Source organism: Cupriavidus necator N-1, from assembly GCF_000219215.1.
GTDB lineage: Bacteria > Pseudomonadota > Gammaproteobacteria > Burkholderiales > Burkholderiaceae > Cupriavidus > Cupriavidus necator.
In genome coordinates this window covers 2,962,751-2,982,800 of the sequence record NC_015726.1, presented here as the reverse complement: position 1 = coordinate 2,982,800, position 20,050 = coordinate 2,962,751, and the positions used below count along the sequence as shown (strand labels likewise).

Here is a 20,050-nt window from a genome sequence, read left to right as displayed (position 1 = left end):
CGGCGTGTGGACGGCGGCGGGCGCGAGAAATTGGGAAACGGCGATTATATCGCCCGCCGGCCCGCTGGCGGCGCTGGCCGGCACGGCAGCGCCGATCATCAGAGCCGGCTGTGGATCACCGGCCCCTTGAACACCACCGGGCCGCTTGGCCCATCGGCATTGGGCGAGCCGCCCGGCGGCTCGATGCTGACCGCCAGCGCGGGCACCGCCGCGGGCAACCGCGCCAGCGCCAGCCGGGCTTCGGGTGCCCGGCCGATCACGCCCAGCGACTGCGGCTTGCTGCCCGCAGGCAGCGCCCACAGCTGCAGTACCTGCTGGTCGCTCAGGGCCAGGTGATCCAGGCGGCGCACGATCAGGCTGCGTGCGCCGGCATCCCACGACACCAGCATCGCAGGCTGGGCACGGTCGTCGTTCAGCACGGCGACGACCTCGGCCGGCGCCGTCTGATCCTGCCGGGCCAGCTGGATGCCGATGCCGACGGCCAGCACCGCCACCATGGCCATTGCCGCCGCGGCGCCACGCCAGAAGACCGGGGCCGACCACAGGCGCTGCCACCAGCCGTCCGCGGGACGGGTGTCACGGGCCGAGTGCGTCGGCCGACTGGCCGGATCAGCCACCTTCCAGCCGAGGCGATCCTCGATCCCACACCACACCTTGTCGACCGGCTCGGCGGCCGCCTGCAACTCAGCCACGCCCGCCAGCCGCGCCTGCCAGCGGTGGATCGCGGCGCGCACCGCGGGCTCTTCGCGCGCGAGTTGTTCCAGGCGGCGCCGTGCGCCGCCGCGCAGCACCCCCAGCGCGTACTGCGCGGCGATGCGGTCGAGCAGGTCGGGATGGCTGGCCAGCTTCATGCCGCGCCCTCCATGCAGCTGCGCAGCCGTTCCAGGCCGCGCCGGATCCAGGACTTGACCGTCCCCAGCGGCGCGCGCAGCCGGGCAGCCAGCTCGGCGTGGCTCAGGTCCTGCAGGTAGGCCAGCATGATGGCCTGGCGCTGCGGCTGCTCGAGGCGCTGTAGGCAGCGGTTGAGCGCGCGTGCCTGCTGGCTGGCATCGGCCAGTTCCGCGGGGCCGGCCGCGTCGTCGGCCAGCCATTCGCCCAGGTCTTCGTCAAGCTCGACCGTCTGCCCGACGCGTGCCGCGGTTGCCCGGCGCAGGCAGTCCAGCGCGCGGTTGCGCACGATCGCGGTCATCCAGGTCATCGGCGCGGCCAGGTGCGGCCGGTAGTCGCCGGCGTGGTGCCAGATGCTGACAAAGCTTTCCTGCACGACATCCTCCGCCCAATCGCGCCTGCCAGTGATACGCAGCGCAAGGCCAAACAGTTTCGTCGCGGTGAGGTCATAGAGGCCGCGCAGCGCCTGCCGCTCGCCGATGGCCACGGCCTGGAGCAGGGCCGCAAGGCGCTCGGCGCCGGGCGGCGCGGCGTAGGTTTCGGTGGAAGGGGACACCGGAGAAGGGGGCACCGGGGCGTCTCGCGAAAGGGTGTTGCCGGATTATAGGCACGACCTTGCATCCGATTGGCCCCGGCGTGCGTATCAGGTGGCAGGCGCACGATGGCGGCCCCGGGCTGCGGGCCGCGGCGCCGTTGATCCCACACAGGAGAACACCATGGAACGCATGCGCACGACTGCCGCCACGGCAGATCCGACCGATTCCCGTGACCGCATTGTGACCGCGCCCGATGCGCGCCGCCGCGGGCTGCTCAAGGCGCCGGGGCTGTTCGCGCTGGGCTCGCTGGCCGTCATCAGCCTTGGCGAGTCCATGCCGGCCTGGGCGCAGACCCAATCGGGCAGCACCAGGGACGACATCAATATCCTGAACACCGCGCTGGGGCTGGAATACCAGGCGATCGCCGCCTACCAGGTCGGCGCGGAAAGCGGCCTGCTGCAAAAGCCGGTGCTTGCCACCGCGGTCAAGTTCCAGGACCACCACAAGGCGCACGCGCAGGTGCTGGCCGGGACAGTGTCGAAGCTGGGCGGCACGCCGGTGGTGGCGAAGAAGGCGTCGGAATACACCTTCCCGACTGAAAAGCTGAAGACCCAGGCCGATGTGCTGCGTTTTGCCGCGGGACTGGAGAAGGGCGCCACCGCCGCCTACCTGGGCGTGCTGCCGAACTTCCACAACCGTGAACTGACCCGCGCCGCCGGCAGCATCCTCGGGGACGAGGCGATGCACTGGGCGGTGCTGCTGCACGCGCTGGGTGAAGATCCGGTGCCGGGGGCGTTTGTGGGGTGAGGGGTCAGACTGGCGCCATTTGAAAAAGCTGTCGCCCGATGTGGACGCGCCCCTCTGCCGCACGCGGGAGAGGGGCGCAAACCGGCAGCACTCTGACGCCAATCAGCCCGTATTGCGCAGGCCCGCCGCGACCCCGTTGATGGTCAGGTGGATGCCGCGCCGCACCCGGATGTCATCGCCATCCTTGCCCGAGCGGAAACGCTTGAGCAGCTCGACCTGCAAGTGGTTCAGCGGGTCGAGGTAGGCAAAGCGGTTCTTGATCGAGCGCGCCAGCAGCGGGTTGTCCGCCAGCCGTTCCTGGTGGCCGGTGACCAGTGTCAGCATCTCGCAGGTCAGGTGCCATTCCTTGCTGATGCGGTTGAACACGGTGCGGCGCAGGGCCGCGTCGTCGCACAGCTGGGCGTAGCGCGAGGCCACGGCCAGGTCGGTCTTGGCCAGCACCATGTCCATGTTGGACAGCAGCGTCGAGAAGAACGGCCAGGTCTTGACCATGCGGCGCAGCGTGGTCACGGCCAGCTTGCGCGCCTTGTCGTCCGGCGCAGTGTCCAGCAGCGACTTGACCGCGCTGCCGAAGCCGTACCAGCCCGGCAGCAGCAGTCGGCACTGGCCCCACGAGAAGCCCCACGGGATTGCGCGCAGGTCTTCGATGCGGCGGTTCTTCTTGTCCATCAGCTTGCGCGAGGCCGGGCGCGAACCCAGGTTCAGGTCGGCGATCTCGGTGATCGGCGTGGTGGCGAAGAAGTAGTCCTTGAAGCCCGGGGTCTCGTAGACCAGGTCGCGGTAGGCGGTGAAGGCGCGGTCCGACAGCTGCTGCATGACGGCCTCGAAGGTGTCCAGCTCCCTGGGCGCATTCTGCTGCGGCAGCAGCGAGGCTTCAAGCGTGGCCGCAACCACCGTCTCCAGGTTGCGCCGGCCGATCTCGGCGTTGGCGAACTTGCTGTTGATGATCTCGCCCTGCTCGGTCAGCCGGATCTGGCCGTTCACCGTGCCCGGCGGCTGCGACAGGATGGCCTGGTAGGTCGGGCCGCCGCCGCGGCCGACGGTGCCGCCGCGGCCGTGGAACAGGCGCAGCTTGACCTGGCGCTGCTCGAACAGCTGCACCAGCGCCAGCTCGGCCTTGTACAGCTCCCAGGTGGAGGTCAGGAAGCCGCCGTCCTTGTTCGAGTCCGAGTAGCCGAGCATCACTTCCTGCTCGACGCCATGGTGCGCGATCACCGAATCGAAGCCCGGCAGGTCCAGCAGCGACTGCATGATGCCGGCGGCGTTGCGCAAGTCCTCGATGGTCTCGAACAGCGGGATCACCATCAGCTCCATGCGCGCCGGGTCGGTCTTGCTGCCCAGCGTGCCCTGCAGCATGCCGGATTCCTTCTGCAGCAGCATCACTTCGACCAGGTCCGACAGCGTCTCAGTGTGCGAGATGATGTAGTTGCGCGCAATGCGCTTGCCATAGCGCGCGCGCAGCTCGCGCGCGGCGGCGAAGATCGCCAGTTCCTTGCGGGTCTGCTCAGAGTACTCATGCCACGGCAGCGTCAGCAGGCGCGGCTGGCGCAGCTCGGCCAGCAGCAGTTCCAGCTTGCGCGCCTCGGGCAGGGCGGCGTAGTCGGGGGCGATGCCGGCGGCGGCGAACAGCTCGGCGATGACCGCCTCGTGCACGTCCGAGACCTGGCGCATGTCGACCGATGCCAGGTGGAAGCCGAACACGCCGATGGCGCGCGCCAGCGCGTCGATGCGGCCATTGGCCAGCGCCTGGCCATGGTTGGCGCGCAGCGAGTCGACCACCACCTGCACGTCGGCGGCAAAGGCCTCGGCACTGTCATAGGGCTCGGCCGGCGCCACCGGGCGGCGCGGCACGGCGTGGCCGGTCAGCGCCTTGCTGGTTGCGGCCAGGCGCGCGTAGATGCCGATCAGCGCACGGCGGTAGGGCTCGTCGGCGCGATGCTCGGAGTGGTCGGGCGAGCGCTCGGCCAGCGCCAGCAGTTCCGGGCTGGCGTCGACCATCAGCGTGGACATCGACAGCTCCGCGCCCAGCGCATGGACTTCGTCCAGGTACCAGTCGATGATCATCTGCCCCTGCTGGCTGGCGGCGTGCTCCAGCGTCTCGGCGGTGACGTTGGGGTTACCGTCGCGGTCGCCGCCGATCCAGGAGCCCATCTGCAGGAACGGCGCCAGCGGCGCCGGCTGTGCGCCGGGGGTGCCCTTGCGCTTGCGCGTGGCCGGGAACACCGCGGCGATGTCTTCTTCCAGTTCGCTCATCAGCTGCGGAATGCCGCGCAGGAAGCAGGTGCGGTAGTACGACAGCGCATTTTCGATTTCGTCGGCCACCGTCAGGCGCGAATCGCGCAGCATGCGGGTCTGCCACAGCGTGGTGACCTTGGCGCGCAGCTGCGCGGTGTTGTGCTCGCGCTCGCGCGCGGTCATCGGCAGGTCGCGCTCGGCCAGCAGGCGGGCGATCTCGCGCTCGGCGTCGAGAATACTCTTGCGCTGGACTTCGGTCGGGTGCGCGGTCAGCACCGGCACGATCAGGGCCTCGTCCAGGAACTTGCGCAGCTGCTTGCCGGTCACGCCGGCAGCGTCGATCGCCTCCAGCGCGTGGGCCAGGCTGCCCGCCTGCGGCGGCGAGCCGGCCAGCGCGTGCACGCGGCGGCGGCGGTTGTGGTGCTGGTCCTCGGCGATATTGGCCAGGTGCGAGAAATAGCTGAACGCGCGCACGACCTGGTTGGTCTGGTCGCGCGACAGGCGCTTGAGCAGGCGGTCCAGCTCCGCGCCGGCGGCGCGGTCGTTCTCGCGGCGGAAGCGCACCGCGGTCTGGCGGATGGTTTCGACCACCTCGAAGGCTGCGTCGCCTTCCTGTTCGCGCAGGCATTCGCCCAGCAGGCGGCCCAGGAAGCGGATGTCCTCGCGCAGCGGCACGTCCTTGTCGGCGGTGCGGCGGGCGGTGGGGGCGATGGCGGTTCCGTTGCTCGACACGATGGAAAGCTTGGGCTTGGGGGAACGTTTGGTCCCGCTGCGGGTGGCGGGGCGTTTCGATTCGGTGGTGGATGCGCCGTTTGCGTCACCTTGGCCGGCGCCGAGGGCAGGGCTTTGGTCTTTCGCAGCCGGGGCGGTCCGCCGGCCGTGGGGGCGCGCAGCATGCTGCGTCATGCAATCTCCTCGTTCTGCTTCTCTAAGCTTATCTATTGGTGCGGAGGGGCTATTGGGGCGCGTGCTACCATTGGCGCATGTCGTCTGCCACCCTGTCTTCCTCTACCGCTGTCGTGTCTCGCAATCTTCCGCAAAAGCTCGTCATTGCCTCCCGAGAGAGCCGTCTGGCCCTGTGGCAGGCAGAACATGTGCGTGCTGCGTTGCAACAATACTATCCCGCGTGCGACGTGTCCATTCTTGGCATGACGACGCGCGGAGACCAGATTCTAGACCGTACGCTGTCCAAAGTCGGCGGCAAGGGTTTGTTTGTCAAAGAACTGGAGTTCGCGATGGACGAAGGCCGGGCAGACCTGGCGGTGCATTCGCTCAAGGATGTGCCGATGGAGTTGCCCGAAGGCTTCGCCCTGACCGCGGTGATGGAACGCGAGGATCCGCGCGACGCGCTGGTGTCTTCCGCCTACGCCTCGCTGGACGAGATGCCGGCCGGCACCGTGGTCGGCACCTCCAGCCTGCGCCGTGAAGCCGCGCTGCGCAGCCGCTACCCGCAACTGGTGATCAAGCCGCTGCGCGGGAACCTGGACACGCGGCTGGGCAAGCTGGATCGCGGCGAATACGGCGCCATCATCCTGGCCGCCGCCGGCCTCAAGCGCCTGGGCCTGGGCGAGCGAATCCGCGCGCTGATCCCGATCGAGGTGTCGCTGCCGGCCGCAGGCCAGGGCGCCCTCGGCATCGAGATCCCGGCGAACCGCCCTGAACTGGCGCAATGGCTGGCAACCCTGAACCACCAGCCGACGGCGCTGGCCGTGACCGCCGAGCGCGCCGTGTCGCGCATGCTGGGCGGCTCGTGCCAGGTGCCGCTGGCCGCCCATGCGCGCTGGGAAGGCGATCAGTTGAGGCTGGACGCCTTTGTCGCCTTGCCCGATGGCACGCGCGCCATCCGCGCTGCCGCGTCCGGACCGGCTGCTGACCTGGCCGCCGCCGAAGCGCTGGGCCAGGCCTGCGCGCGCGACCTGCTGGCGCAGGGTGCCGAAGCCATCCTCGCGGCACTGGCCGATTCTGGCGATCCCGCCGGCTCCCAAGCTCCTGCCTGAGGCTGCCCCATGCCCAGCCCGACCGTCGTTGTCACACGACCCGCCGGGCAGTCCCGGCAACTGACCGAGGCGCTGCAGGCCGCGGGCCTGGACGTACTCAGCTTTCCCTTGCTGGCCATCGGCCCGGCCGCTGACGACGCGCCGCTGCGCGCGGCACTGGCGCGGCTGGACACCTTTGCGCTGGTGGTCTTTGTCAGTCCCAATGCCATTACCTACGCGCTCGACGCGCTGGCCGGCGTGCAGGGCGCGTCCGTGGCCCAATGGCCGGCGCAGGTGCCGCTGGCGGTGGTCGGGCCGGCCAGCGTCGCCGCCCTGGCCGAGCGCGGCATCACGCCGCCCGCGTGCCGGGTGATTGCGCCCGCGGGCGCTGTCGCGAACGGGCAGGGCGCCGATGACGCCGCGCCGGACGCCGAAGCGCTGCGCTTTGATTCCGAGGCCCTGTGGGCCCGGCTTGATCCCGCCGCGCTGGCGGGCAAGCCGGTCCTGATCATCCGCGGCAACGGCGGGCGCGACTGGCTGGGCGACCGCCTGCGCGAGGCCGGTGCCCAGGTCGAGGCCGTCGAGGCCTACCAGCGCACGCTGCCCGAACCCAGCGCCATGCAGTGGCAGGCCGTACGCGACAACCTGCGTCCCGGCGCGGCGCCGCACGCGTGGCTCATAACCAGTTCTGAAGCGGTGCGCAACCTTGACGCGCTGGCACGCCAGCATCTGTCGCCTGAGGAAGACGCTGCCCTGCGGCAGGTGCAGTGCATCGCGCCGCATGCGAGAATCGCCGAACAGGCGCTGGCGCTGGGTTTCCCCCATGTCCTGCGCGCCGCCCCGGGCGATGCCGGCTTGCTGGCGGCGTGCCTGCAGTGGGCCGATGCCCATGCCGGTCCGGCGCCGGCAAGCATGGCCAGCGCGGCAATCGAAGCCAGCCCGCCGAGCGCCAAAGCCGAAGCGCCGCCGGCCCCCGTGCCGGACGCAGCAGTTCCCGCAACGTCAACGAAGGTCGAACGCGTGACGCAAGAAACCACGTCCTCCTCCGCTACGCCGCCGCCCACGGCGGCCTCCGCAGCATCGGCGCAAGCCGCGCCCGCGCCGGGCCCCGCGACCCCCGCTGCTCCCAGTGCAGCCTCACGGCGGTCCGCTGCGTTGTGGGCGCTGGTCGCCGTGCTGGTGGTGGCAACGGCTGGCGGCTTCTGGTGGCTGCAGCAGCGCGTTGACCACCTGACCGGCGAGCTGGCGCGCCGCCAGCAAAGCAACGATGCGCTGGTGCAGGAGTCGCGCGTGCTGACCCGCAACGCGCAGGAGACGGTCAAGGAACTGCAGGCCAAGGTCGGTGCGCTGGAGAACCAGGTCGGCGAGACCCGCGACAAGCAGGTGGCGCTGGAACAGGTCTACCAGGACTTGATGCGCAACCGCGACGACTGGGAAATCGCCGAGATCCAGCAGCTGCTGACCAGTGCCGGCCAGCAACTGCAACTGACCGGCAACGTGCAGGTGGCGCTGGCCGCGCTGCAAAGCGCCGACGCCCGCCTGGCGCGCGCCGACAAGCCGCAATACAACCTGCTGCGCCGCGCGATCGCGCGCGACGTCGCGCGCATGAAGGCGGTGCCCGACACCGATCTGACCGGCGCCGCAATCAAGCTGGACGAGGCCATCAACCAGGTCGACGCACTGCCGCTGCTGTCCAGCGAACGCATGCTGGAACGCAGCGAGGCCGACGCCCGCAAGGGTGCCGCCGGCAACGGTGCCAGCGCGCCGGCCGCCGCCAACGGCACGGGTCCGGGCTGGTTCACGCGCCTGTGGGACTACCTGCGCGAGGAACTGGCGCAGGTGGTCCGCATCCGCAAGGTCGACGACGCCGAGGCGCTGCTGCTGTCTGGCGATCAGGGCTGGTTCCTGCGCGAGAACGTCAAGCTGCGCCTGCTCAATGCGCGCCTGGCATTGCTGTCGCGCAACGAACCCGTGTTCCGCAATGACCTGGCCGCCGCGCAGGCGATGATCAGCCGCTATTTCGATACCAAGTCGCGCCGGGTGCAGGGGGTGCTGACGCTGCTGCGGCAGGCGCAGGCGGGGGCGGTCACGGTGCAGCTGCCGACCATGTCCGAAAGCCTGGGCGCGCTGCATGCCCTGAAGAAGGAGTAAGCCCATGCGCCTTCTGTTCTGGGTTGCGGTCCTGTTTGGCGGCGCCGTCGGGCTGGCCCTGTTCACGCAGTTCAACCACAGCAATGTGGTGCTGTTCTATCCGCCGTACCGCGTCGAGTTGTCGCTGAACCTGGCGCTGGCCTTGCTGCTGCTGCTGTTCTTCGTGGTGTGGACGGTGATGTCCACCGTCCGCCATCTGGCCGACATGCCGCGCCGCGCCGCCGCCTACCGCGAGCGCAGCCGCATGAGCAAGGCACAGGCGGCGCTGCGCGAGTCGATCGAAAACCTGTTTGCCGGCCGCTTCGCCCGCGCCGAGCGCGCCGCGCGCGAGGCGCAGTCCTGGGACGACCAGGCCCAGACCGCCGCGCTGATCGGCGCCCGCGCCGCGCACCGGATGCAGGAAACCGAGCGGCGCGACGCCTGGATGTCGCAGGTCACCGACCCCGAGCGCGAGCAGGCACGGCTGGTGTCGATGGCCGAGTTGCTGGTCGATGCCCGCGACGCCGACGGCGCGCTGGAAACCATCGCCCAGCTGCAGTCGCAGGGTGCGCGCCAGATCCACGTGCAGCGCATCGCGCTGCGCGCGCACCAGCACCTGAAGAACTGGACCGAGGTGCTGCGCCTGGCGCGCTCGCTGGAAAAGCGCAACGCGCTGCATCCGGTGCTGGCGCTGCGGCTCAAGCAGATGGCCGTCGAAGCCATGCTGGACGAGCGCCGCCACGACGCCGACGCGCTGTCTGAGTTCTGGCGCTCGCTGTCCGCCGACGAGCGCCGCGCCACCCGCATCGCCGAGCCCGCCGCGCGCTACTTCGCAGCGCTGGGCCGGCAGAACGAGGCCCGCCGCATCATCGAAGACGCGCTCAAGGTCAACTGGGACAGCCGCCTGGTGCTGCGCTATGCCGATTGCGCAGTTCCCGGCCACGCGCTGCCGCAGATCCAGCAGGCCGAGAAATGGCTGGCGGCGCATCCCGCCGACGCCGACCTCTACTACACGCTGGGCGTGCTGTGCCTGGGCGAGAAGCTGTGGGGCAAGGCCCAGTCCAGCTTCGAGCGCGCGCTCAAATACGCCGAGCCCGACCAGCAGCGCCGCCTGCGCGTGCGCACGCACCTGGCGCTGGCGCGGCTCTTCGAGGAAACCGAGCGCTTCGACGACGCGCAGCGGCATTATCGCGAGAGCGCGATGCTGGCGGCGTGAGGATTTCAGGCTGCACGTGAACTAACCGATCGAGTGCTCCCTCTCTCCCGCAAGCGGGAGTGGGGCGCACCGACCGCAGGCAAACTGCGGCAGCAATCCGGACTGCCACACAGCATCCGCGTCACCATCCATCCCTATCACCATCCATTACATGACACTCGACCGCATCCTCCAATCCCAGGGCTTTGGCACGCGCCGGTACTGCGGCGACCTGATCGCCGCCGGGCTGGTCGAAGTCAACGGCGAACTGTGCGAAAACCCGCGCGCGCAGTTTGAAGTCGACGGCCTGCGGCTCACCGTCGACGGCGAGGAATGGCTGGCCTGCACCAAGGCCTACCTGATGCTGAACAAGCCCACCGGCTACGAGTGCTCGCAGCGTCCGCGCCATCATCCCAGCGTCTACAACCTGCTGCCGGTGCCGCTGCGCCAGCGCGAGGTGCAGGCCGTGGGGCGGCTGGACCACGACACCACCGGGTTGCTGCTGCTGACCGACGATGGCCAGTTCATCCACGCCCAGACCTCGCCCAAGCGCAAGGTACCCAAGATCTATGAAGTGACGACTGCCGAGCCGGTCACGCCGGAACAGGCCGAAGCGCTGTGCAGTGGCGTGCAGCTGCTCGACGAACCGGCACCGATCGCGGCAGAAGCGTGTGAGATCACCGGCGAACGCAGTCTGCGGCTGACCCTGGTGCAAGGCAAGTACCATCAGGTCAAGCGCATGGTGGCGGCGGCCGGCAACCATGTCAGCGCGCTGCATCGCAGCGCCATTGGCGGCCTGCAGCTCGATCCGGCCCTGGCCGAAGGCGGGTGGCGCTGGCTGACGGCGCAAGAGCTGGCGGCGCTGGCCGGCAAGGATTGAGCCAAACGACAGTTCCAGAGCGTGGCGGGGCGCTCATTGCTGCACTGCAGCGCCCGCCAATCTTTTCCGGAAGACCCCCGGCGATTTGATAAAATGCAAGGCATGGCGAAGCCCGAAGCACCTATCAATCTGACCAATCAGTTCCTGATTGCCATGCCTGGCATGGCCGATCCGACTTTTTCGGGTTCCGTCGTCTATATCTGCGAACACAATGATCGTGGCGCGCTCGGGCTGGTGATCAACCGGCCCATCGACATCGACATGGCCACGCTGTTCGACAAGATCGACCTCAAGCTTGAAATCCAGCCAGTCGCGCACCAGCCGGTCTACTTCGGCGGCCCGGTGCAGACCGAGCGCGGCTTCGTGCTGCATGACCCGGTGGGCGTCTATGTCTCGTCGCTGGCTGTGCCGGGCGGGCTGGAGATGACCACCTCCAAGGACGTGCTGGAGGCTGTGGCCAACGGCAGCGGCCCGCACCGCTTCCTGCTGACGCTGGGTTACTCCGGCTGGGGTGCCGGCCAGCTGGAGGAAGAGCTCAGCCGCAACGGCTGGCTGACGGTCCAGGCCGACCCCGAGATCATCTTCAGCGTGCCGCCCGACGAGCGCTTCGCCGCCGCCATTCGGTTGCTGGGCATCGACTTCACCATGCTGTCCGGCGAGGCCGGGCATGCCTGATGCCGTGGGGCGTGAACTGCCCCGCGACGGCACGGTCCTGGCATTCGACTACGGCGAAAAAAAGATCGGCGTCGCGCTGGGCAATTTCATCACGCGCGAGGCGCGTGCGCTGACCATCCTCCCCAATATCACCGTGGAAGGCCGCTTTGAGGCCGTGGCGGCGCTCATCCAGGAGTGGAACCCGGTGCAGCTGATCGTCGGCATGCCGGTCAACCCCGAAGGTGGCGAGCAGCCCTCGATGAAGCTGGCGCGGCGTTTCGGCAACCAGCTCAATGGCCGCTTTGACCTGCCGGTGGAGTGGGTGGACGAGCGCTATACCTCGCGCGCCGCGTCGATGGCCGGCGCCCGCCGCGGCGAGCTCGATGCCGAGGCCGCCCGCATCATCCTGCAACAGTATTTCGACCAATTCCCGCTATGACGCAGATTTCCGTTCCCGACGCCGAGTCGCTGTACCGCAAGCTGCTGGACCAGGCCCAGGCATTGATCCCCGAGGCTGAGCGCGCGCGCTGGTCGGTGGCCGGCATCTACTCAGGCGGTGCGTGGATCGCCGCGCGGCTGGCCGCGGACCTGAAACTGCCCGAGCATGGCGTGATCAACGTTGCCTTCCATCGCGACGACTATGCCAAGAAAGGCCTGCACAGCCAGGCCCAGCCGACCACGCTGCCGTTTTCGGTGGATGACCGCAATATCCTGCTGATCGATGATGTGCTGGCCACGGGCCGCACCATCCGTGCCGCCGTCAACGAGCTGTTCGACTACGGCCGTCCCGCGCGCGTGGCGCTGGGCGTGCTGGTCGACCGCGGCGGGCGCCAGCTGCCGATTGCCGCCGACCTGACTGCCGCCGAGATGGCGCTGCCGCCCGGCACCACGCTGGTGCTTTCGCGCCAGGGCGAGGGCGCCGGCGCGCATTTCGCCTTTGCGACCGAACCTACCGATTCCGCCACCGGCTGAACCGGCCCGAATGCCCCAGGCGCGCCGTGCGCGCCTGACCCCCAGCTCCGAGACCAGACCACCCCCGTTTTTTGCCCGCGCCCGACCAGCCATGACCAAGACGTTCCGCAACCCGCAGCTCACCAAGAACGGCGAACTGAAGCACCTGCTGTCGATCGAGGGGTTGTCGCGTGACATGATCACGCACATCCTCGACACCGCCAGCCAGTTCGTATCGCTGTCCGACTCAGACCGCGATGTCAAGAAGGTGCCGCTGCTGCGCGGCAAGAGCGTGTTCAACCTGTTCTTCGAGAACTCCACCCGCACCCGCACCACCTTCGAGATCGCCGCCAAGCGGCTGTCGGCGGACGTGCTGAACCTGAACATCAACGCCTCGTCGACCAGCAAGGGTGAGTCGCTGCTGGACACCATCAACAACCTGTCGGCGATGTCCGCCGACATGTTCGTGGTGCGCCATGCCAGCTCGGGCGCACCTTACCTGATCGCCGAGCACGTCGCGCCGCACGTGCACGTGATCAACGCCGGCGACGGCCGCCACGCGCATCCGACGCAAGGCCTGCTGGACATGTACACGATCCGGCACTTCAAGAAGGACTTCACCAACCTGACGGTGGCCATTGTCGGCGACATCCTGCACTCGCGCGTGGCACGCTCCGACATCCACGCGCTGACCACGCTGGGAGTGCCCGAAGTGCGCGCGATTGGCCCGCGCACGCTGCTGCCGTCGGGACTGGAGCAGATGGGTGTGCGCGTCTTCCACAACATGGAAGAGGGCCTGAAGGGCGTGGACGTGGTCATCATGCTGCGGCTGCAGAACGAGCGCATGAGCGGCGCGCTGCTGCCGTCGGCGCAGGAATACTTCAAGGCCTACGGCCTCACGCCGGAGCGCCTGGCACTGGCCAATCGCGACGCCATCGTGATGCACCCGGGCCCCATGAACCGCGGCGTCGAGATCGACTCCGCCGTGGCCGACGGCCCGCAGTCCGTGATCCTGAACCAGGTGACCTTCGGCATCGCCGTGCGCATGGCGGTGATGGGCATCGTGGCGGGAAATAGCGACGAATGACGCGGTCGAGCGACACGAGCCAGAACACACTGAACCAGCCAAGCGACACGACAAGCCACGCTATGAAGATTCACATCAAGGGCGGCCGCCTGATCGATCCGGCCAGCAACACCGACGCCGCGCAGGACCTCTACATCGCCGCCGGCAAGATCGTCGGCGTGGGCAGCGCCCCGGCGGACTTCACCGCCAACAAGACCATCGACGCCAGCGGCCTGATCGTGTGCCCTGGCCTGGTCGACCTCTCCGCGCGCCTGCGCGAGCCCGGCTACGAATACAAGGCCACGCTCGAATCCGAAGTGGCCGCCGCCACCGCCGGCGGCGTGACCAGCCTGGTCTGCCCGCCCGATACCGATCCGGTGCTCGATGAGCCCGGCCTGGTGGAAATGCTGAAATTCCGCGCCCGCACCCTGAACCAGACCCACGTGTACCCGCTGGGCGCGCTCACGCTGGGCCTCAAGGGCGAGACCCTGACCGAGATGAACCAGCTGACCGAGGCCGGCTGCGTCGGCTTCAGCCAGGCCGAGGCCCCGGTGCATAACACCCAGGTGCTGCTGCGCGCGCTGCAATACGCACAGACCTTCGGCTTCACCGTCTGGCTGCGCCCGGAAGACCCCTTCCTTGGCGGCGGCGTGGCCGCCAGCGGCGCGGTGGCGTCGCGCCTGGGCCTGTCCGGCGTGTCAGTGATCGCCGAAACCGTGCGCCTGCACACCATCTTCGAACTGATGCGCAGCACCGCCGCGCGCGTGCACCTGTGCCGCCTGTCGTCCGCGGCCGGGCTGGAGTTGGTGCGCCAGGCCAAGCGCGAAGGCCTGGCCGTGACCTGCGACGTCAATATCCACCACGTCGCGCTGACCGATATGGATATCGGCTACTTCAATTCGCAGATGCGCTTCTCGCCGCCGCTGCGCAGCCCGCGCGACCGCGACGCCATCGTCGCCGCGCTGGCCGACGGCACCATCGACGCCCTGTGCTCCGATCACACCCCGGTCGACGACGACGAGAAGCTGCTGCCGTTCGCCGAGGCATCGCCAGGCGCAACCGGCCTGGAACTGCTGCTGCCGCTGACCCTGCGCTGGGCCACCGACCACAAGGTCCCGCTGGCCCAGGCACTGGCCCGCATCACAGCCGAACCCGCCCGCGTGATCGGCCTCAAGGCCGGCACCCTGGCCGTAGGCAGCGCCGCCGATGTGTGCGTGTTCGATCCCAAGCAAGTCTGGAAGGTCGACCGCCGCTCCATCAAGAGCCAGGGCAAGAACTCGCCGTGGCTCGGCTACGAGATGGAAGGCAAGGTCCGCATGACCCTGGTCGGCGGGCAAGTCGTCTACGGAAACCACGCCCACGCATGATCTGGCTGCGCAAGACCGCGCTGGTGCTGCACCTGCTGCGCGGGCTGGTGACCTGCGCCTTGCTGTTCCCGTGGCTGGGTGTGCGCACGCGCGAGTGGCATATCCGCCGCTGGTCGCGGCGGTTGCTGCGGATTTGCGGGGTGGAGGTCGAAGTGGTGGATGCCACCGGCGCAGCGTCGCACGGCGCCGGCCGCCAGGGCGCGATGGTGGTTTCCAACCACATTTCGTGGCTGGATATCTACGTCATCCACAGCTGGCAGCCGGTGCGCTTCGTCGCCAAGTCGGAGATACGCGACTGGCCGCTGATTGGGTGGCTGTGCGGCAAGACGGGAACGATCTTCATCGAACGGGCGCGTAAACGCGATGCCCACCGCGTGCTGCACGACATCACCGACGTGATGCTGCAGGGCGACCTCGTCGGCGTGTTCCCCGAAGGCACCACGACCGACGGTACCGAGGTGCTGCCGTTCCACGCCAACCTGATGCAGGCGCCGATTTCTGGCGGGTTACCGGTGCAGCCCCTGGGGCTGAACTACCTCGATGCCGCTACGGGTCAACCGACGCTTGCCGCCGCCTACATCGGCGAGACCACACTGCTGCAGTCGCTGGAAGCGGTCTTGCGCGCACCCAGGATCAAGGCCAGATTGGTAATCGGGCCTGCGCTGGTGCCGGCCTCCGGAGACCGCCGCGAGCTTGCGAACTCCGCCAGGGAGGTGGTCGCCCACCTCAGCCAGGGCGCGCCGGAACACGCTGCCGCCGCGGCCCGACGGCTGAATCACCCCGTCGAGCCCGGCGGCGTACCCCAGCCAAGCTCCGCTGCCATCAGCTAGCCGTCCTGTCGTCCCCGCCAACGCGGGATTGCCAGTCAGGCCAGCGGGTCACAATATTGCGGGCATTCAACCTGAACGACCGTCCGTTCGGCAGGATCCTGTGCCAACCGGGCCGCCGTCAGCTTGCCACCCCAGACGCAGCCTGTATCCAGCGCCATCAGGTTTGGCCGCATGACCAGGCCCAGCGTCGACCAATGGCCGCATACCACCGTCACGTCCTCGGTACGCCGCCCCGGCACGTCGAACCACGGCATGAACCCGTCCGGCGCCTTGCCCAGGCCTTCCTTGGTCTTGAAGTCCATCACGCCATCGACAGTGCAGTAGCGCAGCCGGGTGAGGGCATTGATTACCACGCGGTGGCGTTCGATGCCGCGCAGGCCGTTGTGCCAGCGGTCGGCGGCGTTGCCGAAGATGTCGGCGAGGAAGCCTTGCCAGTTGGGGCCTTGGAGTTGGTCTTCGACTTCGCGGGCGAGGTCGATGACTTGGGTGGCGGTCCATTGGGGGAGGACGCCGGCGTGGACCAGGAGGAAGTTGTTTTCTAGTAAAGCCAGGGGGCGGTGGCGGAGCCAGGTGAGTAGGTCCTCACAATCGGGGGCGGTGAGGATGTCGTCCAGGGTGTCGGATTTGCCCTTCTTGCGCACGCCTGCGGCGACGGCGAGGAGGTGGATGTCGTGGTTGCCCAGGACGGTTTTAGTGCGGCTGCCCATGTCGCGGATGGCGCGGAGGGTTTGGAGGGAGGCTGGGCCGCGGTTGACCAAGTCGCCGACGAAGCGGAGGGGGGTGTCCGTGGGCAATTGGTCCAGCAGGGCGATCAAGGAGGCGGCGCAGCCTTGGAGATCGCCGATGGCATGGAGTGTCGAAAAATGCACTTTAACGTTGACCATCAAGAGAAGGAAAAACTATTTCGCTTCTATTTGTAGTTTTGTGACCGATATACCGTGGCATGGTTACATGAGGCTACAAAAAGAGGGGGAGGGGATGTAGGTTAGGGCATTCCGTCGGATAGAATACCGCCACTTCTGCAGGCACTTAACGCCCCGCCGTCCAGGAAGAGGACAAGGTGGGCGCTCGGCTTTTGTCGGGTCGTCGAAACATATCGAGGCAAGGAGCAAGTTTTGTCGCATATTTTGGTCACTGGCGGTGCCGGGTTTATCGGCGCCAACTTCGTTCTGGCATGGCTGGGCGACAAATCGGCGGATGGGGTCATCAACGTCGATAAACTCACCTATGCAGGCAATCGGAAGACGCTGGCGTCGGTCGAGGACGATCCACGGCACGTGTTCTCGCAAACGGATATTTGTGACCGTGACGCCCTGGACAAGCTCTTCACCACCTACAAGCCGCGTGCAGTCGTGCACTTCGCGGCGGAAAGCCATGTAGACCGGTCCATCCATGGTCCGGGCGAATTCATCCAGACGAATATCGTTGGGACCTTCACGCTTCTGGAAGCGGCTCGCGCTTACTGGGGCAGCCTCGAAGGGCAGGCCAAGTCGGACTTCCGCTTCCTGCATGTCTCAACCGACGAGGTGTTCGGCTCGCTGAGCGAGACCGATCCCCAGTTCTCGGAAACTACGCCGTACGCGCCCAACAGCCCGTACTCGGCATCCAAGGCGGCCTCGGATCACCTGGTGCGCGCGTATCACCATACCTACGGCTTGCCGGTCCTGACTACGAACTGTTCCAACAACTACGGTCCGTACCATTTCCCGGAAAAGCTGATACCGCTGATCATCGCCAATGCGCTGGCGGGCAAGCCGCTGCCGATCTATGGCGATGGGCTGAATGTGCGCGACTGGCTGTACGTGCGTGACCACTGCTCGGCGATTCGTGAGGTGCTTGCCAAGGGGCGACTCGGCGAGACCTACAACGTCGGCGGCTGGAACGAGAAAACCAACCTCGATGTAGTGCACACGCTGTGCGACCTGCTGGACGACCTGTCCTCCAAGGCAACCGGCTCGTATCGTGACCAGATTACCTTCGTGAAAGATCGTCCTGGCCACGATCGTCGTTACGCGATCGATGCCCGCAAGCTGGAGCGCGAGCTTGGCTGGAAGCCGGCGGAGACGTTTGAGTCCGGCCTGCGCAAGACGGTGCAGTGGTACCTGGATAACCAGGCGTGGGTGCAGGACGTGATGTCTGGCGAGTATCGAAACTGGGTGACGAAACAGTATGCAGCCTGACGTCGCCATCCCCACCGTTCTCGTTACCGGCAGCAACGGCCAAGTGGGTTTCGAGTTGCGGCGTAGCCTTGCGCCGCTTGGCAAAGTCGTGGCGCTCGATCGTTCGGGCTGTGATTTGTCGCGCCCGGATGACATTCGTCGCGTGGTGCGCGAGTACCGGCCCGATGTTATCGTCAATCCTGCCGCTTACACCGCGGTGGACAAGGCCGAAACGGACGCGGATCTGGCCTTTGCCATCAACGGAATCGCTGCCGGTATCCTCGCTGAAGAGGCTAGGGCACTCGGCAGCTTGCTGGTTCACTATTCGACCGACTATGTCTTCGACGGTACCAAGGTCGGCGCCTACGTGGAGAGCGACGCGGTCAACCCACAGTCGGTTTACGGCAAAAGCAAGCTCGCTGGCGAGCAGGCCATTGCGGCCATTGGCGCGCAGGCGCTTATCCTTCGCACCTGCTGGGTGGCCGGTGCGCACGGTGGCAATTTTGCAAAGACCATGCTGCGTCTTGGCCGCGAGCGCGACAGCCTGCGCGTGATTGCCGACCAGTTCGGCGCGCCTACCACGGCTGCGTTGATTGCCGACGTGACCGCGCAGATTGTGGCCCGGCACTGGCTATTCGGTGATCGGCAGGTCTTTGCCTCCGGCATTTACCATCTGGCTGCAGCCGGTGAAACCACCTGGCACGCCTATGCTACCGAAGTGCTGCGCTATGCCGCGACTAAAGGCGTAGAGCTGAAGGTAGATCCGGCGCGTATCGAAGCCATCCCCGCTACGGCGTATCCGCTTCCAGCTCCACGCCCAGCCAACTCACGCCTGGGCACGAGCAAGCTGCGCCAGACCTTCGGTATTCATCTTCCAGATTGGCAGCAGGGCGTACATTTTCTGCTGGACCAGATCTTTTCCTGAGCAAGACATCATGCGCAAGGGCATTATCCTCGCCGGAGGCTCCGGTACTCGGCTCTATCCGATCACGCGATCGGTCTCCAAGCAACTGCTGCCGGTCTACGACAAGCCGATGATCTACTATCCGCTGACCACGCTGATGCTGGCGGGGATTCGCGACATCTTGATTATCTCGACGCCGGAAGACACGCCGCGCTTTGCCGACATGCTTGGCGATGGCAGCAAGTGGGGCATCAATTTGCAGTATGCGGTGCAGCCGTCGCCAGATGGGCTGGCCCAGGCTTTTCTGATCGGCCGTGAGTTCATCGGCAAGGATCCGTCCACACTGATCCTGGGGGACAACATCTTCCATGGGCACGACCTCGTGCGCCAGTTGGATCGGGCGGCCAAGCAGAAGGAAGGTGCGACAGTCTTCGCATATCACGTGCACGATCCGGAGCGCTATGGCGTGGTGGAGTTTGATGACAATTTCCGCGCGCTGTCACTGGAGGAGAAGCCGGCAAAACCGCGTTCTCACTATGCGGTGACCGGTCTGTACTTTTACGACAACCAAGTCTGTGATATCGCCGCAGATATTAAGCCGTCACCGCGTGGCGAGCTGGAAATCACTGACGTCAATAAGCGTTATCTGGAGATGGCGCAGTTGGACGTGGAAATCATGGGCCGGGGGTATGCGTGGCTGGATACCGGCACGCATGAGTCGTTGCTGGAGGCGGCGAGCTTTATTGCCACGCTTCAGCACCGGCAGGGGCTGATGGTTGCCTGCCCGGAAGAAATTGCCTTCCGCAGCAAGTGGATTAGTGCCGAGCAGGTCGAAGCATTGGCCGCTCCCCTGTCGAAGAATGGCTACGGCAAATACCTGCAGCAAATCATCTCGGAGTCCATCAAATGAGTCTGAACGTCATTCGCACTGCGATTCCGGACGTCATGATTGTCGAGCCAAAGGTATTCGGCGACGATCGTGGTTTTTTTTTCGAGAGCTTTAATGCTCGTCAGTTCGAGGAAGCGACTGGCGTGAGGCGGGCGTTCGTGCAGGACAACCATTCCCGTTCAGTGCGTGGGGTCCTCCGCGGCCTGCATTATCAGATCAAGAACCCGCAAGGCAAGCTGGTGCGCGTGGTGGCCGGCGAGGTCTTCGATGTTGCCGTGGATATCCGCAGGCAATCCCCGACATTCGGTCAATGGGTCGGTGTCACGCTCTCCGCCGAGAACAAGCGCCAGTTGTGGGTGCCTGAGGGGTTTGCGCATGGCTTTGTCGTGACTTCAGAGTACGCAGAGTTCCTGTACAAGACCACTGACTACTGGTATCAGGAGTTCGAACGTAGCATTGTCTGGAATGATCCGACGCTATCGATCGACTGGCCGATAGCCGAACCGATGCTCGCAGCGAAGGATGCTGCAGGCCAGCGCTTCGACGCGGCGGAAGTTTTCGAAGACGCAGTTTGAGTTTGCTC

General features: G+C 66.9%; 19 protein-coding genes. 15 read left to right on the top strand and 4 right to left on the bottom strand.

Going from position 1 to position 20,050, the window contains the following annotated elements; all coding sequences use genetic code 11:
* Positions 1-98 precede the first annotated feature (98 nt).
* Both CNE_RS14005 and CNE_RS14000 read right to left on the bottom strand, forming a co-directional pair.
* Positions 99-851: an anti-sigma factor gene (locus tag CNE_RS14005; protein ID WP_013957761.1), complete on the bottom strand. Its 753-nt coding sequence runs from the start codon at positions 849-851 to the stop codon at positions 99-101.
* Positions 848-1,444 carry a sigma-70 family RNA polymerase sigma factor gene (locus CNE_RS14000; RefSeq protein WP_013957760.1) on the bottom strand — a complete coding sequence of 199 codons (597 nt, stop codon included), beginning with the start codon at positions 1,442-1,444 and terminating at the stop codon, positions 848-850. Before CNE_RS14000 ends, CNE_RS14005 begins: the two co-directional genes overlap by 4 nt.
* Before the next feature lie 160 nt (positions 1,445-1,604).
* Between CNE_RS14000 and CNE_RS13995 the strand changes: the two genes are divergently transcribed.
* On the top strand, positions 1,605-2,231 hold the full coding sequence (locus tag CNE_RS13995) for a ferritin-like domain-containing protein (RefSeq protein WP_013957759.1): 627 nt from the start codon (positions 1,605-1,607) through the stop codon (positions 2,229-2,231).
* Between the two features lie 102 nt (positions 2,232-2,333).
* Here the strand turns inward: CNE_RS13995 and ppc are convergent, their stop codons facing one another.
* Entirely contained in the window at positions 2,334-5,372 is a 3,039-nt protein-coding gene (gene ppc, locus CNE_RS13990) for a phosphoenolpyruvate carboxylase (RefSeq protein WP_013957758.1), read from the bottom strand.
* Between the two features lie 77 nt (positions 5,373-5,449).
* Here ppc and hemC point away from each other — a divergent pair, with 77 nt between their 5' ends.
* From hemC to CNE_RS13940, 10 genes are all read left to right on the top strand, one after another.
* Positions 5,450-6,463, top strand: coding sequence for a hydroxymethylbilane synthase (gene hemC / locus CNE_RS13985; protein ID WP_013957757.1), 1,014 nt, complete (start codon positions 5,450-5,452; stop codon positions 6,461-6,463).
* Between the two features lie 9 nt (positions 6,464-6,472).
* Positions 6,473-8,593, top strand: a complete 2,121-nt coding sequence (gene hemDX, locus CNE_RS13980) for a fused uroporphyrinogen-III synthase HemD/membrane protein HemX (RefSeq protein ID WP_013957756.1) — start codon at positions 6,473-6,475, stop codon at positions 8,591-8,593.
* Between the two features lie 4 nt (positions 8,594-8,597).
* Entirely contained in the window at positions 8,598-9,788 is a 1,191-nt protein-coding gene (locus CNE_RS13975) for a heme biosynthesis protein HemY (RefSeq protein ID WP_013957755.1), read from the top strand.
* Positions 9,789-9,939: 151 nt separating this feature from the next.
* Positions 9,940-10,647, top strand: coding sequence for a pseudouridine synthase (locus CNE_RS13970; protein ID WP_013957754.1), 708 nt, complete (start codon positions 9,940-9,942; stop codon positions 10,645-10,647).
* A gap of 102 nt (positions 10,648-10,749) precedes the next feature.
* Positions 10,750-11,322, top strand: coding sequence for a YqgE/AlgH family protein (locus CNE_RS13965; RefSeq protein ID WP_035816620.1), 573 nt, complete (start codon positions 10,750-10,752; stop codon positions 11,320-11,322).
* Positions 11,315-11,740: a Holliday junction resolvase RuvX gene (ruvX, locus tag CNE_RS13960; protein WP_013957752.1), complete on the top strand. Its 426-nt coding sequence runs from the start codon at positions 11,315-11,317 to the stop codon at positions 11,738-11,740. The genes CNE_RS13965 and ruvX overlap by 8 nt, the downstream gene beginning before the upstream one ends.
* Positions 11,737-12,273 (top strand): bifunctional pyr operon transcriptional regulator/uracil phosphoribosyltransferase PyrR, encoded by a 537-nt coding sequence (gene pyrR, locus CNE_RS13955; RefSeq protein WP_013957751.1) that lies wholly within the window; start codon positions 11,737-11,739, stop codon positions 12,271-12,273. The genes ruvX and pyrR overlap by 4 nt, the downstream gene beginning before the upstream one ends.
* A 91-nt stretch (positions 12,274-12,364) precedes the next feature.
* Positions 12,365-13,339: an aspartate carbamoyltransferase catalytic subunit gene (locus CNE_RS13950; protein ID WP_013957750.1), complete on the top strand. Its 975-nt coding sequence runs from the start codon at positions 12,365-12,367 to the stop codon at positions 13,337-13,339.
* A 62-nt stretch (positions 13,340-13,401) separates the two neighbouring features.
* Positions 13,402-14,685 carry a dihydroorotase gene (locus tag CNE_RS13945; protein WP_041228075.1) on the top strand — a complete coding sequence of 428 codons (1,284 nt, stop codon included), beginning with the start codon at positions 13,402-13,404 and terminating at the stop codon, positions 14,683-14,685.
* Positions 14,682-15,515, top strand: a complete 834-nt coding sequence (locus CNE_RS13940) for a lysophospholipid acyltransferase family protein (protein ID WP_013957748.1) — start codon at positions 14,682-14,684, stop codon at positions 15,513-15,515. Before CNE_RS13945 ends, CNE_RS13940 begins: the two co-directional genes overlap by 4 nt.
* A gap of 35 nt (positions 15,516-15,550) precedes the next feature.
* On the opposite strand, the gene CNE_RS13935 is transcribed toward CNE_RS13940, so the two are convergent.
* On the bottom strand, positions 15,551-16,399 hold the full coding sequence (locus tag CNE_RS13935; RefSeq protein WP_013957747.1) for a symmetrical bis(5'-nucleosyl)-tetraphosphatase: 849 nt from the start codon (positions 16,397-16,399) through the stop codon (positions 15,551-15,553).
* Positions 16,400-16,630: 231 nt separating this feature from the next.
* Between CNE_RS13935 and rfbB the strand changes: the two genes are divergently transcribed.
* The 4 genes from rfbB to rfbC are packed head-to-tail and all read left to right on the top strand — an operon-like array spanning position 16,631 to position 20,042.
* Entirely contained in the window at positions 16,631-17,695 is a 1,065-nt protein-coding gene (rfbB, locus tag CNE_RS13930; RefSeq protein ID WP_013957746.1) for a dTDP-glucose 4,6-dehydratase, read from the top strand.
* Positions 17,685-18,599 (top strand): dTDP-4-dehydrorhamnose reductase, encoded by a 915-nt coding sequence (gene rfbD / locus CNE_RS13925; protein ID WP_013957745.1) that lies wholly within the window; start codon positions 17,685-17,687, stop codon positions 18,597-18,599. Before rfbB ends, rfbD begins: the two co-directional genes overlap by 11 nt.
* 10 nt (positions 18,600-18,609) lie before the next feature.
* A complete protein-coding gene (rfbA, locus tag CNE_RS13920; protein WP_013957744.1) occupies positions 18,610-19,488 on the top strand; it encodes a glucose-1-phosphate thymidylyltransferase RfbA in 879 nt (292 codons plus the stop codon).
* Positions 19,485-20,042, top strand: coding sequence for a dTDP-4-dehydrorhamnose 3,5-epimerase (gene rfbC / locus CNE_RS13915; protein ID WP_013957743.1), 558 nt, complete (start codon positions 19,485-19,487; stop codon positions 20,040-20,042). The genes rfbA and rfbC overlap by 4 nt, the downstream gene beginning before the upstream one ends.
* The last annotated feature ends 8 nt before the right edge of the window (positions 20,043-20,050 follow it).

Bases quoted from the DNA above. Each gene is read 5' to 3' on its own strand.
- CNE_RS14005 (WP_013957761.1), bottom strand. From the start codon at position 851: ATGAAGCTGGCCAGCCATCCCGACCTGCTCGACCGCATCGCCGCGCAG.
- CNE_RS13995 (WP_013957759.1), top strand. From the start codon at position 1,605: ATGGAACGCATGCGCACGACTGCCGCCACGGCAGATCCGACCGATTCC.
- ppc (WP_013957758.1), bottom strand. From the start codon at position 5,372: ATGACGCAGCATGCTGCGCGCCCCCACGGCCGGCGGACCGCCCCGGCT.
- hemC (WP_013957757.1), top strand. From the start codon at position 5,450: ATGTCGTCTGCCACCCTGTCTTCCTCTACCGCTGTCGTGTCTCGCAAT.
- hemDX (WP_013957756.1), top strand. From the start codon at position 6,473: ATGCCCAGCCCGACCGTCGTTGTCACACGACCCGCCGGGCAGTCCCGG.
- CNE_RS13975 (WP_013957755.1), top strand. From the start codon at position 8,598: ATGCGCCTTCTGTTCTGGGTTGCGGTCCTGTTTGGCGGCGCCGTCGGG.
- CNE_RS13970 (WP_013957754.1), top strand. From the start codon at position 9,940: ATGACACTCGACCGCATCCTCCAATCCCAGGGCTTTGGCACGCGCCGG.
- CNE_RS13965 (WP_035816620.1), top strand. From the start codon at position 10,750: ATGGCGAAGCCCGAAGCACCTATCAATCTGACCAATCAGTTCCTGATT.
- ruvX (WP_013957752.1), top strand. From the start codon at position 11,315: ATGCCTGATGCCGTGGGGCGTGAACTGCCCCGCGACGGCACGGTCCTG.
- pyrR (WP_013957751.1), top strand. From the start codon at position 11,737: ATGACGCAGATTTCCGTTCCCGACGCCGAGTCGCTGTACCGCAAGCTG.
- CNE_RS13950 (WP_013957750.1), top strand. From the start codon at position 12,365: ATGACCAAGACGTTCCGCAACCCGCAGCTCACCAAGAACGGCGAACTG.
- CNE_RS13945 (WP_041228075.1), top strand. From the start codon at position 13,402: ATGAAGATTCACATCAAGGGCGGCCGCCTGATCGATCCGGCCAGCAAC.
- CNE_RS13940 (WP_013957748.1), top strand. From the start codon at position 14,682: ATGATCTGGCTGCGCAAGACCGCGCTGGTGCTGCACCTGCTGCGCGGG.
- CNE_RS13935 (WP_013957747.1), bottom strand. From the start codon at position 16,399: ATGGTCAACGTTAAAGTGCATTTTTCGACACTCCATGCCATCGGCGAT.
- rfbD (WP_013957745.1), top strand. From the start codon at position 17,685: ATGCAGCCTGACGTCGCCATCCCCACCGTTCTCGTTACCGGCAGCAAC.
- rfbA (WP_013957744.1), top strand. From the start codon at position 18,610: ATGCGCAAGGGCATTATCCTCGCCGGAGGCTCCGGTACTCGGCTCTAT.
- rfbC (WP_013957743.1), top strand. From the start codon at position 19,485: ATGAGTCTGAACGTCATTCGCACTGCGATTCCGGACGTCATGATTGTC.